The 14,617-nt window shown below is 75.4% G+C and carries 10 protein-coding genes; 2 read left to right on the top strand and 8 right to left on the bottom strand.

Features of this window, described 5'->3' with window-relative positions:
* Window positions 1-13: 13 nt before the first annotated feature.
* The 8 genes from K330_RS0106715 to K330_RS0106680 all read right to left on the bottom strand — a co-directional run bounded on the left by K330_RS0106715 (window position 14) and on the right by K330_RS0106680 (window position 11,553).
* Window positions 14-346, bottom strand: a complete 333-nt coding sequence (locus K330_RS0106715) for a hypothetical protein (RefSeq protein ID WP_022921071.1) — start codon at window positions 344-346, stop codon at window positions 14-16.
* A complete protein-coding gene (locus K330_RS0106710; RefSeq protein ID WP_022921070.1) occupies window positions 336-1,076 on the bottom strand; it encodes an ABC transporter ATP-binding protein in 741 nt (246 codons plus the stop codon). The genes K330_RS0106715 and K330_RS0106710 overlap by 11 nt, the downstream gene beginning before the upstream one ends.
* Window positions 1,073-2,053 (bottom strand): ABC transporter ATP-binding protein, encoded by a 981-nt coding sequence (locus tag K330_RS19665; protein ID WP_022921069.1) that lies wholly within the window; start codon window positions 2,051-2,053, stop codon window positions 1,073-1,075. Before K330_RS19665 ends, K330_RS0106710 begins: the two co-directional genes overlap by 4 nt.
* A complete protein-coding gene (locus K330_RS0106700) occupies window positions 2,050-4,854 on the bottom strand; it encodes an ABC transporter permease (protein WP_022921068.1) in 2,805 nt (934 codons plus the stop codon). Before K330_RS0106700 ends, K330_RS19665 begins: the two co-directional genes overlap by 4 nt.
* Window positions 4,851-8,426, bottom strand: a complete 3,576-nt coding sequence (locus tag K330_RS0106695; RefSeq protein ID WP_156875716.1) for an FtsX-like permease family protein — start codon at window positions 8,424-8,426, stop codon at window positions 4,851-4,853. Before K330_RS0106695 ends, K330_RS0106700 begins: the two co-directional genes overlap by 4 nt.
* An 83-nt stretch (window positions 8,427-8,509) precedes the next feature.
* Window positions 8,510-9,826, bottom strand: a complete 1,317-nt coding sequence (gene paaK / locus K330_RS0106690) for a phenylacetate--CoA ligase PaaK (protein ID WP_022921066.1) — start codon at window positions 9,824-9,826, stop codon at window positions 8,510-8,512.
* Window positions 9,827-9,868: 42 nt separating this feature from the next.
* Entirely contained in the window at window positions 9,869-10,303 is a 435-nt protein-coding gene (locus tag K330_RS0106685; protein ID WP_022921065.1) for a hotdog fold thioesterase, read from the bottom strand.
* Complete coding sequence (locus K330_RS0106680) at window positions 10,300-11,553, bottom strand: 3-hydroxyacyl-CoA dehydrogenase NAD-binding domain-containing protein (RefSeq protein ID WP_022921064.1); 1,254 nt, start codon at window positions 11,551-11,553, stop codon at window positions 10,300-10,302. The genes K330_RS0106685 and K330_RS0106680 overlap by 4 nt, the downstream gene beginning before the upstream one ends.
* A 195-nt stretch (window positions 11,554-11,748) precedes the next feature.
* On the opposite strand from K330_RS0106680, the gene K330_RS19660 reads away from it, so the two are divergent.
* Together K330_RS19660 and K330_RS0106670 are read left to right on the top strand one after the other, a co-directional pair.
* Window positions 11,749-12,726 (top strand): type IV toxin-antitoxin system AbiEi family antitoxin domain-containing protein, encoded by a 978-nt coding sequence (locus tag K330_RS19660; RefSeq protein WP_022921063.1) that lies wholly within the window; start codon window positions 11,749-11,751, stop codon window positions 12,724-12,726.
* A gap of 155 nt (window positions 12,727-12,881) precedes the next feature.
* Window positions 12,882-14,606, top strand: a complete 1,725-nt coding sequence (locus tag K330_RS0106670; RefSeq protein WP_022921062.1) for an ABC-F family ATP-binding cassette domain-containing protein — start codon at window positions 12,882-12,884, stop codon at window positions 14,604-14,606.
* Window positions 14,607-14,617 lie beyond the last annotated feature (11 nt).

The raw sequence follows: 14,617 nt of genomic DNA, 5'->3' as shown, positions 1-14,617 counted from the left end.
CCTATGCGGGGCCTCACTCCACCTCGTGCGAGGTCCCGGTGCCGTCGTCGGGCTCGGGGGTCGGCTGCTGGCCCACCGCCTCGGAGAGCTCGTCGAGGTAGGTATCGACCGCCTCCTCCTCGTAGCCCTTGCGCACCCCGCGCGTGGGCTCGAACTTGGCGTCGGCGATGGACGGTGCGGGCCCGCCGCTGCGGACCGCGTCGAAGACGTCCTCGATCAGCGCGTCGACCTGCTCGGGCCGGTAACCCTGGTGGACGCGGGTCGTCGGGAACTCACCGGGCTCGGGCAGGTCGCCCTCCGCCACCCCGTCCGGGACGGGCACGGTGGGCTGGTCGTCAGTGCTCATCCCCTGATGGTGCCACCGTCACGCGCTTCCCGTCATGCAGCTCGACCAGCTGGTCGGCCCGGCCGATGAGCACGGCGTCGTGGGTGGAGACCACGGAGGCGATCCCGCGGCTGTGCGTGAGCTCGACGAGCAGGTCCATGATCGTGCCGGCCGTCTCCGAGTCGAGCTGCCCCGTGGGCTCGTCGGCGATCAGGATGTCGGGCCGGGAGACGAGGGCGCGGGCGATGCCGACCCGCTGCTGCTGGCCGCCGGACAGCTCGTAGGGACGCTGCGTCGCGTGCCGTCCCAGCCCCACGAGCTCGAGGACCTCGGCGACCCGCTTCGCCCGCTCCACCGGTGCGGTGCGCTGCAGCCGCAGCGGCACCTCGACGTTCTCTGCCGCGGACAGCACCGGGACCAGACCGAAGCTCTGGAAGACGTAGCCGATCCGCTCGCGCCGCACCGCCAGCACGTCCCGCTCGGGCAGGGCCGACAGCACCCGGCCGTCGTCGAGCACCACCTCCCCGGAGGTCGGCCGGTCCAGGCCGCCGAGCAGGTTGAGCAGCGTGGTCTTGCCCGAGCCGGACGGCCCCCGCACGACCGTCAGCCGGCCCGCGGGCACCTCGAGGTCGACACCGGCCAGGGCGTGCACCTGGGCCGCGCCCGTGCCGAAGGTGCGGCGCAGGTCGCGCGCGGTGAGCACCGCGCCGCTCGTGCCGGGGGTCCCGGGGTATGCGGTGTGCTGGGTCATCGCGCCTCCTCCGTCCCCGCGGCGTCGTCCGTGGGGAGCCCGTGGTCCTGGTCGTCGGCCCACACCTGCACGTGGTCGGCCTCCTTCTCCAGGCGCACGCGGTCGTGCAGCCCGAGCTCGTGCACGTGCTGGCGGGGCAGCTGGATGCGGCCGGCGCGGTCGATCACGGTGTACTCCCGCGCCACGACCCGCTCCACGCCGTCCTCGCCGACGACCCGCTGACGCAGGACCTCGGTGGAGGTGCGGCCGTCGCGGATCTGCACGGTGCGCCGCACGTGGTCGGACACGGTGGGGTCGTGCGTGACGACCAGCACGGTGGTCCCCAGCTCCGCGGCCGCGGAGCGCATCGCCTCGAGCACCTGCTCGGACGCGGTGTCGTCGAGCTCTCCGGTGGGCTCGTCGGCGAGGAGCACGGCGGGCGAGTTGGCCAGGGCGGTGGCGATCGCGACCCGCTGCTGCTGCCCGCCCGACAGCTGGGAGGGGCGCCGGTCGGCGCAGTCGGCCACGCCGAGCAGGTCCAGCAGTTCGCCGACCCGGGCGGCGCGGTCGGTGCGGCTGCTGATGACCATCGGCAGCGCCACGTTGTCGGCGGCGGTGAGGAAGGGCAGCAGGTTGCGCGAGGTCTGCTGCCAGACGAAGCCGACGACGTGCCGCTGGTAGTCGACCCGCTGCGCACGGCTCATCGTCAGCAGGTCGACGCCGGCGACGCGGGCGCGGCCGCCGGTGGGGCGGTCGAGGCCGGAGAGGATGCCCAGCAGGGTCGACTTGCCCGAGCCGGAGGCCCCGACGAGCGCGACGACGTCACCGGGGTCGACCACGAGGTTGAGGCCCTGCAGTGCCTGCACCTCGACCCCCTCGGTGGAGTAGATGCGGACCAGGTCCTCGCACCAGATGTCCGGCCCGCCGTGCTCGCGCACGACGGGGGTCGGCGCGGCGGCCCGGGCCCGGTCGGGGGTGCGGGTGTCGGTGTGGTTCATCGTTCCTCCCCGACGCGCAGCGACTGCGCGAGGTTGGTGCGCCCGGCGAGCCAGGCGCTGACGGACACGGCCAGGACGACCGTGAGCACGACGGTGAGCAGGACCCCGCCGACGGTCACCGGGTCCAGGGAGAGGGCGGGCTGCGCGCCGCCCCCGGTGAGGCCGCGCAGGTCGACGGCCCGCACGAGCACCCACGGCACCGCCAGCCCGAGCACGGCGCCGACCACCAGCGAGGTGACCAGCAGCGGGCCCAGCTCCCACGAGGTGAGGGCCCGCGTCTGGCGGGGGCCCAGGCCCAGGGTGCGCAGGACGGCGAGCAGGCGGGTGCGCGCCGAGGCGCCCATGAGCTGCACCACGACGATGGCGAGCACGGTGAGCAGGCCGCTGACCAGGGCGGCCCCGACGAACGCCCGCGTCAGCCCGGTGGTCACGGGGGCCGAGGTGAAGTCGTCGAGCTCCTCCTGCACGGTCGTGACGACCCCCGAGCCGATGAGCCCGCGGACCTCCTCGGCGACCCGTCCGGGGTCCTGCCCCTCGCCGACCGCGACGAGAGCGGTCCTGGCCAGCGGCGTGGTGCGGCCCGCCGCCTCCCACCGGGAGCGCTCGACCAGCGCCCAGCTACCGGGGGTCTGGACCCCGGGCACGTCGTCGAGGGCGCCCACGACGCGCACCGGGTCACGCAGGGTGCCCAGCGTGCCCTCGCCGGTGGTCACGGACACGTCCCCGCCGACCGCGAGCGGCACCGGGCCCTCCTCGTCCCAGAAAGCCTCGGGCGGACCGGCCGCCTGCGACGGCGGGGCCAGCACCCGCTCCAGGCCGTCGTCGGCGATGAGCAGGCGCAGGCTCTGCCGCTCCCCGTCGACGACGAGGTCGAGGCGGGAGCCGAGGTCACGGACGCGGGCGACGGCGGTGACACCGTCGACCTGCGAGATCTGCTGGACGAGCGCGTCGTCGACGACAGGACCGGTGAGCCGCACGGACGCACCGTTGCCCTGCCACGCCGCCGCCTCCGCGCCCTGGGTGACCGTCGTCAGCAGCACGGCGCTGACCAGGGCGACGGAGGTGCCGAGGACCACGGACAGGGCCGGCACGAGACCTCCGGAGGGGTCCCGCAGCGCGCGGGCCGCCCCGAGGAAGGGGGTGAGCGAGGAGCGGCCGCGCAGCACCCGGGTGAGCAGGCCGAGCGGCAGCGGGTAGAGGCGCAGCGCCACGACGCAGGCCGCCAGGGCGAGCAGCACCGGCGCCGCGGCGGCCAGCAGGTCGATGCCCGACTCGGCCGCCTCGTCCCCGCGCGCCTCGCGGTCCAGCAGCCGCCAGGTCGCCAGCGCGGCCAGGCCGAGCACGGCCACCTCGACCACCCAGCGCCACCGGCTGCGCCCGCGGGCCGACAGGTCGCTGCGGCGCTGCAGCAGGGAGGCGTCCTCCAGCGAGGCAGCCAGGGCGACGGCGGGGACCAGCGCGACGACCGCTGTCGCCGCCCACTCCCACCACCGCCCGGGGCCGGGCAGCACCGCACGCGCCACCAGGTGGCCGGCCAGCGCGGCGGGGACGCCGAGGGCAAGACCCTCCGCCGCCACCAGGCGGCGCAGCTGCACCGGGCTGGCACCGCGCGCCAGCGTCAGGGCCAGTGCCGGGCGCCGGCGCTGCACGACGAGGCGTGCGCCCAGGGCGGTCACGGCCGCCGCGACACCGAGCGGGCCGGCGGCGACGACCGCCAGCAGCGAGGAGGTGGCGCGCTGCTGGCGGGCGACCTGGTCCAGGGCCGAGGTGAGCTCGGTCGTGAACGACGGGACCTGCGGACCCTCGAGGGTGCCCAGCGAGGGGTCGCCCGCCGGCACGATCACGTGCTGCTGGGCGAGCATGCGCGTCAGCTGGCGGCGCACCAGGGTGGTGTCGACGCGGTCGGTGGTGAGCGCGGACGTGTCGACGGGATACCAGAGCTGGGTCCGGACCGAGGCGGGCGGCCCGAGGCTGCCGCGGTTGCGCGGGCTCAGGTATGCCGTGACCTGTGCGGCCTCCCCGCGGTTGGGGTCGGCCAGGATGCCCATGGAGGTCCCGTTGGGCACGTGCTGCCAGCGGGGGTCGTCGGGGTCCACGGGACGGTAGGTGCCCACCAGCTCCAGCCCTCCGCCGATCTCGTCCCCGACCTCCCAGTGCGTCCGCTCCGCCGCCTCGTCCAGGATCACCACCGGTACGGTCGTGCGGGCTGCGTCCTCCTCCTGGTCCGGCTGGGTGCCGGCGGGCCGGGTGCGGCCGACGGGGGCGTCCGGGTCGGGGCCCGCGGGGGCCCGCAGCTCGGGCCACTCGCCCTCGACGAGCTCGACGTGGCGCTCCAGGTCGGGGTCGGCGAAGACGGTGACCGTGGCGGCGTAGTAGGTCGACTCGATCGGCGGGACCGTCGTGATGTCGCTGGTGAGGTAGGAGTGCATCTGCGCCGGCTGCAGCAGGGAGCGCAGGGGCTCCGGCTGCGCCAGCCGCACCTGCTCGGCGCCGTCGCGGAAGGGCTGCCAGGGGTCGGTCGCCTGCCCGTCCGCCGGGTCGACGGCGAAGGGTGACTCGACCGTGGTGCCCCAGGCCCCGGTGACGTCGCGCTGCAGGGCGGACAGCGCGCTGACGTCCTGGGCGAGCTGGCGGGCCTGCACGTCCTCCAGGGCCCGTGGCACGGCAGTGACCAGCAACGAGACGAGGCCGACGAGGAGGGCCAGGGCGGCCGACACCCACGGGTCCGCGGCGAACTGGCGCCAGGCCAGCCCGGCGGGCGTGGTCCCCCGCCCGCGGCGCGCGCTGTGCCGGCCGGTCACCGGATCTCCTCCCGGTAGTCGCCGTCGAGGGCCTGCGCACGCACCCGCCCGGCCTGCAGCAGCACGACCGCGAGGACCGCGACGAGGCCGACGCCCAGCAGCACCGCCCACGGCCCCGGCTCCAGCAGGAGCGCCGAGGGCAGGGACACCTGCCCGGGGAGGGTCGTGGACAGCGCCAGCTCGGGCACCACGGCCAGCCCCACGAGCCAGGAGGCCACGAGGCCCAGCGCGATCGAGGCCAGCACGACCCCGCCCAGCTCCAGGGCGCGGGAGCGCGCCTGGGTGCGCGGCGGCATACCCAGGGCGCGCAGCACCGCGACCTCGGCCCGCCGGTGGCCGAGCAGCGTGGCGGCCACCGCCGCGATGCCGGTGACGGCGAGGAGCACGGCGCCGGCGGAGGCGACCCAGAAGACCAGGCGGGCGGCGCTGGTCGCGTCGGTGACGGCGACCCGGCCGGGTCCGGCGACGGCGCCGACGCCCTCGGCCCCGGCGAGCTCCTCGACGACGGGGGCCGCGTCCCCGCCGGCCGGGCGGACCCACAGCTCGGTGGGGTGGGGCAGCGTGCGCCCCGCCTGCGCGTAGTGGGCGGCGACGGTGTCACGGTCGAGCAGCACCGCCTGCGGGGCCAGCGTGCCGGGGACGGCCGGCACCACGGCGGCCACCCGCACCGGCAGCCGGGTGCTGAACGCGGTCAGCTCGGCGCGGTCGCCCAGGGTGAGCGAGGCGGCCCGGGCGGCCTGGACGGTGAGCGCGACCGGCAGCGCGGCATCCTCGGACGGGACGTCGTCCGGTGGCGGAGCACCGTGCCCCGTCACGGTGGCATCCTCCACCTCCAGCCCGGGCCCCACCGTGGCCGCCTCCGGGAAGAGGTGGTCGGAGTCGGCGCTGATCGACCACCTCGGCCCGCTGGTGTCCAGCGCGCCGAAGACCGCGGTGGCGCCGTCGGAGACCAGCACGCTCCCGTCCGGGAGGACGGTCGTCGTGGTCTCCTCCGGGTCGAGCCCGGCGTTGGCCTCCTCAGCCCTGGCGACCGCCTCCGGCGTGGCGAGCTGGTCCGAGCCCCACCCGGCGGTCGGGGCACCCAGCAGGTCGGTGCCGTCGTCGGTCCGCAGGGACAGGCTCGCCTCCACCGCGGGGGAGACGAACCCCCAGAAGGAGTCCTGGTGGCGCGGCGTGGACAGCCGGACCCCCGTCAGCGTCCAGGCCGTGCCCTCGGGGAGGGTGAACGTCAGGTCGGCGCTGCCGCCGCCCTGACGGACCTGCGCCAGCGTGTAGTCCACGACCGTGCCCTCGGGCACCTCCGCGACCGGGTCCTCGCCCGGCGCCGGGTCGGCTGCCGCGTCGAGGTCGAGCCACGGCGGCCGCACCTGCGGCAGGTCGACCGTGACCGGGGCGGAGCTGACCTCCTGGTAGAGCCCGCTGCCCTGCTCGACGAGCAGCAGCGTGACGCCCCACTCGACCTGTCCCATGGAGGTCAGCAGCATGGAGTCGGTCATCTGGCGCGCCGCCGACCGGGCGGCCTCCAGGTCCTCCTGCGGTGCGCCGTAGGTGCCCTCCTGGACGTCCCTGACCGTCTGCTCGAAGCCGCGCTGGATCGTCGTCAGGTCGCGCTCGGGGACGGTCAGCTCGACGTCGAGGACGGCGGTGACCTCCCGGGTCCCCTCGGGCACGGCCAGGCCCTCCCGGGCCGCGGCCTCGGTGGTCAGGGCGTCGGCCGGGACCAGCGGCGCGTCCTCCGGCAGGTCGGGCACGCTGGCGACCCGTCCCAGCTCCTCGACGTCAGCCATCGTCAACGGCAGCGTCAGGTCGCCCAGCCGGGCGTCCGCGTCGAGCCAGACGGGGGTGGAGGTGCTGCCCGGGACCTCGGGCAGGGCGGGCGGGGCCGGCACGGCGCCTGGCGCGGTGGTGCGGGGCGGCTCGTCGAGGCTGGCCCGGACCGGTGCGCCCTGGGCGACGGCGGCGAGGTTGTCCCGGAGCGCGGCGGAGGTGCCGGAGTACAGGCCCGCGAGCGTGGTGGCACCGACGGCGAGGACGGTGAGCACGGCCGGCACGGCATACACGGGCAGCCGCCGGGAGACCTGCGCGGCGGCGAGGTGACCGCCGGCCCGGCGCGACGGCCGGGTGAGGCTCTCCGCGAGCCGGCCCAGGGGACCCAGGAGCGCCATGGCGACCACGGCGGCGGCGGCCAGCAGCAGCGCGGGCGCGGCACCGGCCACGAGGTCGGTCCCGAGCGTCCCGTCCTCGCGGGTGACGAGGGGCGAACCGGTCCGGCGCAGCTGCCACCAGGCGACGGCCGCGGCGCCGAGCACGAGGACGAGCGTGGCCAGGGCGGTGGCCGCCCGGGTCCGGCCGGACATGTCGGCGCGGCCGCCGGCGGTCAGGCGCCGCACCTGCAGCACGGCGACGGCCGCGAGCACGGCGAGGACCGCGAGACCGGAGACCGCGGCGACACGGACCACCGTGGCCCCCTGGGCGTCGCCGGCCGGCACCGTGCCCAGCACCGCCCACGCCGCCAGCGCGCCGAGCGCCGCACCGACGACCGTCACGACGGCGGCCTCGGCGACGGTGCCCACGAGGACCTGTGTGCGCGTGGCGCCACGCGCGACGAGCAGCTGCGCCTGCGCCTCGCGGGTGGTCGACAGCAGCCGGGCCAGCTGGGTGACCGCGAGCAGGGTCACCAGCGTCAGCACCGAGAGCGGGATGACGCCGAGCGCGTTGGCGGTGGCCAGGTTGCGGGAGGCGGTCGCGGCCGTCGGGGCGAGGTCGCCGTCGACCGTCACGCCGCGGACCTCGACCTCGGGGGTCTTCAGCGACGAGCGCAGGCTGCCGGCCGCCGAGGCGAGGTGGGCGAGGTCGTCGGGCTGGATCTGCGAGGCGTCGGGCTGGACGGTCCACCGCACGAACGGGGCGTCCACCAGGTCGCCGACCGACCCCGGCGCCACGACCAGCGGGCCGCGCTGGTCGCCGTCGCGGCCGGCGGCGACGAGAGGGTCGCCGAACCAGAAGGCGTCCTCGGCGTCGACCGGGCGCCACAGCCCGACCACGGCGACCTCGGCGCCGCCGACCTCGAGGGTGTCCCCGACCGAGACCTCCCACTCGGTGGCCGTCCCGGCGTGGAGCATGCCCTCCAGGGAGCCCTCCCGCGGCCACGACCCCTCCACCACGTCGACCCGCTCGCCGGCCCCGGGGGCGTCCGTTGTCAGCGAGCCGCTGGCGACCGCGACGAGGCCCCCGTCCAGACGGGTGCCGTCGAGGGACGCCGGCCGGGGGGTGCTGACGACCGTGCGCTGCACGCTGACGGGGGCGGGGTCGAAGGCCTGCGCGATGCGCTGCCGCGCGGCCGCGTCCTGGGCCTGCGGGTCCTCGGCCTGGCGGGTCTGGACCCGGATGCCGGCCTCGCCGGGGACGGCCCCGGTCAGCGCCTCGCGTGCCGCGGTCGTGGCGGCCGCGCCGGAGTAGCCGACAGCACCGGCCAGGATCGCGGTCGTGGCCGTCACCAGCGCCAGCAGGGTCAGCAGCAGGCCCGTCGAGGCCCGGGCACGGCGCAGCGCCCAGCCCCACCACGACGTCATGAGCGGGACCATAGGCAGGGGGGCCGACGTGCGGCAACGGCCGCGCCGCAGGCGTGACCGGATCGTGACCGGCCCACCGCCCGTCAGCCGCGCTCGCGCTGGTCCACGATCCGCCTGGCCTTGCCGACCGACCGCTCGATGCCGCCCTCCCCGAGGACCACCACCTGGGCGCTGGTGCCGATGCGCGACTTGATCTGGTGGGAGACCTCCCGCGCGAGCACGTCATACCTGGCGGGGTCCGTGCCGGGGACCGCCTCGACGTTGACGGTGAGCTGGTCCATCCGCCCCGGGCGCGTGAGGATGCACTGGAAGTGCGGCGACAGCCCCTCGACCGTTAGCACGATCTCCTCGATCTGCGTGGGAAAGACGTTGACGCCGCGCACGATCATCAGGTCGTCCGAGCGGCCGGTGATCCGGGCCATCCGGCGCATCGACGGACGGGCGGTGCCGGGTAGGAGACGGGTGAGGTCGCGGGTGCGGTAGCGCAGCACGGGCATCGCCTCGCGGGTGAGCGCGGTGAGCACGAGCTCGCCCTCCTCCCCGTCGGCGACCGGCTCGTCGGTCAGCGGGTCGACGACCTCGGGGTAGAAGTGGTCCTCCCACAGCGTCAGCCCGTCCTTGGTCTCGACGCACTCCTGCGCGACGCCCGGCCCCATCATCTCCGAGAGCCCGAAGATGTCGGTGGCGTGCATCCGGCAGGTCTGCTCGATCTCGGCGCGCATCGCCTCGGTCCACGGCTCGGCGCCGAAGACGCCGACGCGCAGCGAGGTCTCGGCCGGGTCCAGGCCGAGCTCCTTGACGTGGTCCACGAGCGCCAGGAAGTAGGAGGGGGTGACCATGATGACGTCGGGGCGGAAGTCCTGGATGAGCTGGATCTGCTTCTCGGTCTGCCCGCCGCTCATCGGCACGACGGTGCAGCCCAGCCGCTCGGCCCCGTAGTGCGCGCCGAGCCCGCCGGTGAACAGCCCGTAGCCGTAGGCGACGTGCACCAGGTCGCCGGGGCGCACCCCGGCCGCGCGCAGCGACCTGGCGACAAGCCCGGCCCAGGTGTCGATGTCCTGCTTCGTGTAGCCCACGACCGTCGGCCGTCCGGTGGTCCCGGAGCTGGCGTGCAGGCGCACGCACTGCTCGCGCGGCACGGCGAGCATCCCGAAGGGGTAGTTGTCGCGCAGGTCGGCCTTGGTGGTGAAGGGCAGCAGCCGGACGTCCTCCAGGCTGCGGATGTCGTCGGGGTGGACGCCGCGCTCCTCCAGCTGCCGCCGGTAGTGCGGGACGCCGTCGTGGGCGCGGCGCACGCAACCCTGCAGCCGGCGCAGCTGCTCGGCGCGCAGCTGGTCGACGGACCAGCGCTCCGCCTCGTCGTGCAGGTCGGGACGGGCGTCAATGGTCGGCAGTGACATGAGCGGTCCTTCTCGTCGGTCAGAGGCAGGGTATGGCGTGTCTCAGCGGGGCGGGAGGGCGCGGCTGCGCCCGCGGAGCTCGGCGACGACGGCCCCGTCGGACTCGCGGGTGACGGTGACGTCGGTCAGGCCGCTGCGGCCGAAGGTGACCCGTTCGCGGGCCTCGGCCACGAGGACGTCACCGAGCCGGGCCGAGGTGACGAAGGTGATGTCCCCGCCGGAGGCCACCGTGGTCCGGCCCGTGGCGTTGCAGGCCAGGGCGAAGGTGGAGTCGGCCAGGGTGAAGATGTAGCCGCCGTGCACGATGTCGTGACCGTTGACCATCGACCCGTTCACCGGCATGCGGGTGCGGGCGTGGCCGAGCGGCCGCGTGCCGTCCGTGTCGACCCCGCAGTCGAGCAGCTCGATGCCCAGAGCCGCCGAGGCCCGGTCGTCGGCCCACATGCGCCGGACGTGGGTCAGGTCGGGCTCGCTCACAGCGCCTCGCTGGGGCGGTAGCGCCCGCCGGGGTAGGCCCGGTCGAGCTCGGCCAGCTGCGCGCGGACGGTCTCGGCGCCGATCTCGGCCAGCCACTCGAAGGGGCCCTTGGGGTAGTTGGTGCCGAGCTTCATGGCGGTGTCGACGTCCTCGGCGCTCGCCTCCCCGCGGGCGACCAGGTCGACCCCCTCGTTGACCAGCATGGCGACCGTCCGGGCCACGGGGTCGGTGAGCACCGGCCCGCCCACGAGGCGGTCGGCCAGCTGCTCGTCGGGCGTCGCGTCGAGAGCGGTGCCGGAGTCGTCATACCGGAAGACGCCGTGGCCGGTCTTGCGCCCGAGGCGACGCTCGCGCACGAGCCCGCGCTGGTAGTCGGTGGGGGCGTAGCGAGGATCCTCGCCGGTCTGGTGCCACACGGACTCGCCGACCGCGAGGTTGACGTCCTGGCCGATGAGGTCGGTCAGCTCCATCGGCCCCATGCGGAAGCCGGCGCGCCGCAGGGTGAGGTCCACGGTCGCGGGGTCGACCAGCCCCTCCTGCACCATCCGCTGCGCCTCGCCGTAGAACGGCCGGGCGACCCGGTTGACGATGAAGCCCGGCGTCGAGGTGCAGCGGACCGGGACCTTGCCCCAGCGCCGCATCAGCCCCGCGGCGTCGTCGACCACCCTGGGGTCGGAGTGGGTGCCGGCGACGACCTCGACCAGCCGCATCACCGGCGGCGGGTTGAAGAAGTGCAGCCCGACGACCCGCCCGCGGGTGGCCATGTGCGGGGACCGGCCGCCGTGCAGGGCCGCGTCGTGGCCGGTGGTGGCCTCGTCGGTGATGCCGTCGATCGGCAGGCTCGAGGTGTTGGTCGCCAGCACCGCGGCGGGCGACTGGGTCTGCTCGAGCTGGCGGAAGATCTGCCGCTTGACGTCCAGGTGCTCGACCACGGCCTCGACGACCAGCCCCGACGGCGGCACCGTGCTCATGTCGCCGGTCGTCATCGGCGTGATCCGGGCGAGCGTCGCGTCGGCGTCCGCACGCTCCAGGCGTCCCTTGCCGACCAGGCGGTCCAGCGTCGCGCCCATCGTCTCCAGGGCCTTCTCGGCGGCGCCCGGCTGGCTGTCGACGAGGTGCACCGGGTGCCCGGCCTGCGCCGCGACCTGGGCGATGCCGCTGCCCATGGCGCCGGCACCGATGACGGCGACGGCCAGCTCGGCCGCCGGGGAGCTGAGCAGGGGGCTGGAGGTGCCGGGGCTGTCGTCCATGGCGCCACTCTGGCACGCGCGGTGCGCGGGCGACCGAGCGGCTGTGCTGGGCGAAGCGTCCCGTGGGAGTGGCGAGTATGGCGTCACTCCCACGTGACCGCCGCCCTGGCGCTGTGGACGACGGGCGTCGTGCCAGCGCGGTTCTGCCACGCTGGGCAGGGCACGAGATCGCGGAGTCGTGAAGGAGATGGACGGATGGGCGGTGGCGCGGGACCCGGCGGCGGCTCCGTGGGGCGGCCGACGTCGGCGGAACGCTTCGCCCGACGGGGGGACATCGCCGCGCAGCTGGCACGGCGGCACGGGGGTGTGGTCCGGCGTGCTGACCTGCTGGCGGAAGGACTGACCCGCTACGACGTCGACGCGCAGCTCCGACGGGGCGTCTGGCACCGGGCCGGCGTCCACACCATCTGCATCGACGGGCAGCGGCCCCGCGACGAGGGGTTGCTGTGGCGGGCGCTCTGGGAGTCCGGCCCACGGTCGGTGCTGGACGGTCCGTCCGCTCTGGTGGTCGCCGGCCTCAGGCACTGGACCGAAAAGCTGATCCATGTCTCGGTGCCGGGCAACGCGACGATCCGTCCGCTGCGGGGCGTGCGCCATCACACCCTGCGCGACGTCGGGCCGTGCGTGCTCGCCGGTCTGCGCCGGACTCGCCCGGAGGTGGCGGCGGTCCGTGCCGCGCAGTGGGCCCGCACGGACCGCGAGGCCGCCACCGTGCTGGCGATGGTGGTGCAGCAGCGGCTCGTGTCACCGGCGGTGCTGCTCGGACGCTGGTCCGCCGTGCGAGCCTCGCGCCGACGCCGCTTCCTGGACGTCGTGATCCGAGACGTCTGCGACGGAGCCCAGTCGATCAACGAGCTGGACGTCGCGGCGGCGTGCCGCGCTCGAGGGCTGCCCGTGCCGACGCGGCAAGCTGTACGTACAGGCCCCCGCGGGGCTGTCTATCTCGACATCTTCTGGGACAAGGAGAAGGTTCACGCCGAGGTGCAGGGAGCTCACCACTACCAAGGGATCAAGGTCGTGGACGACTCCTTCAGGGCCAACGACCTCGCGATCGGCGACGTTGACACGATCAGTCTGACGATCCCGGTCCTGGGATGGCGGCTCTACCCTGACCGATACCTGGACCAGGTCGCTCGAGCGCTGCTTGCAGGACGTCGCCGCCGGGCGGCCTGAGCGCTGTGTGCCCTCGGCGCGGCCGGCGGTCACGTGGAAGTGGCGAGATGCTGACCACTCCCACGTGACCCCTTCCACGGGACGAAGGGCCAGGAGAGTGGCCCCCGCCCAAACCCGTGGACAGCGCCGCCGCGCCGCTGACACCATCGACTCGCGTGGGCCACGTCGACGTCAACCGGATCTCCTTCGTCCTCCCCGACGGCAGGCCGCTGCTGGACGAGGTGAGCTTCCGCGTCGGGGAGGGAGCCGTCGTCGCGCTCGTCGGGCCCAACGGCACCGGCAAGACGACGTTGCTGCGGATCGTCGCGGGCGAGCTGGACGCCCACGGGGGCACGGTCACCCGGACCGGCGGCCTGGGGGTGATGCGGCAGTTCGTCGGCTCGCTGCGTGACGACTCGACCGTCCGCGACCTGCTCGTCAGCGTCGCCCCGGGGCGCGTCGCCGACGCGGCGCGGGCCCTGGACGCCGCCGAGCTGGCGATCATGGAGGTCGACGACGAGCCGGCCCAGATGGCCTACGCCCAGGCGCTCGTCGACTGGGGCGACGCGGGCGGCTACGAGCAGGAGACCCGGTGGGACGAGGTGACCACGGCGGCCCTGGGCATGCCGTTCGAGCGCGCGCAGTGGCGGGCCGTCACCACCCTGTCCGGCGGCGAGCAGAAGCGCCTGGTGCTCGAGGCGCTGCTGCGCGGCCCGGAGGAGGTGCTGCTGCTCGACGAGCCGGACAACTACCTCGACGTCCCCGGCAAGCGCTGGCTGGAGGACCAGCTGCGGGCCACCCCCAAGACGGTGCTCCTGGTCAGCCACGACCGCGAGCTGCTCAGCCGGGCCGCCACCCGCGTCGTCACCCTCGAGGCGGGCGCGGCCGGGGCGACGGCCTGGACGCACCCCGGCTCGTTCGCCACCTGGCACCAGGCCCGGCAGGAGCGCAACGCCCGGCTCGAGGAGGCGCTGCGCCGCTGGGAGGAGGAGCACGCCAAGCTGCGCCGGCTCATGCAGCTCTACAAGAGCAAGGCCGCCTACAACGCCGACATGGCCGCCCGCTACCAGGCCGCCCAGACCCGGCTGCGCCGCTTCGAGGAGGCCGGCCCGCCGGAGAAGGTGGCCGCCGAGCAGCATGTGACCATGCGGCTGACCGGTGGTCGCACCGCCAAGCGCGCGGTCGTCTGCGAGGGCCTGGAGCTGCTCGCCCCGGGCACCCCCGGACAGGACGGGCCGGCCCCGGCCGACCCGCTCATGCGGCCCTTCGACCTCGAGGTCTGGTATGGCGAGCGCGTCGCCGTGCTCGGGTCCAACGGCTCGGGCAAGTCCCACCTCCTGCGGCTGCTGGCGGCGGGCGGCAGCGACCCGGACGTCGAGCACCAGCCGGTGGGAGAGACGCGCCCGGAGGCGGTGCGGCATACCGGCACGGCACGGCTCGGCTCCCGCGTGCGGCCCGGCTGGTTCGCCCAGACCCACGAGGGCAACAGCTACGCCGGGCGGACCCTGCTGGAGATCCTGCACCGCGGCGACGACCACCGCCGGGGCCGCACCCGGGAGGAGGCGGCCCGCGTGCTCGACCGCTACGAGCTGGCACTGCAGGCGGAGCAGACCTTCGACAGTCTCTCCGGTGGCCAGCAGGCCCGGTTCTGCGTCCTCATGCTCGAGCTGTCGGGCGCCACGCTCCTGCTGCTCGACGAGCCGACCGACAACCTCGACCTGCACTCGGCCGAGGCCCTGGAGGAGGGGCTGCGGTCCTTCGAGGGCACCGTCCTCGCGGTCACCCACGACCGGTGGTTCGCCCGGGGCTTCGACCGGTTCCTGGTCCTCGGGGCCGACGGCGAGGTCTACGAGGCCGACGAGCCGGTGTGGGACGAGGAGCGGGTGCGCCGGTCGCGCTGACGACGCCCGGC

This window comes from Ornithinimicrobium pekingense DSM 21552, assembly GCF_000421185.1.
Classification (GTDB): domain Bacteria; phylum Actinomycetota; class Actinomycetes; order Actinomycetales; family Dermatophilaceae; genus Ornithinicoccus; species Ornithinicoccus pekingensis.
The sequence above is the reverse complement of the archived record's forward strand: the minus strand, read 5'-3'. Positions and strand labels throughout refer to the sequence as shown.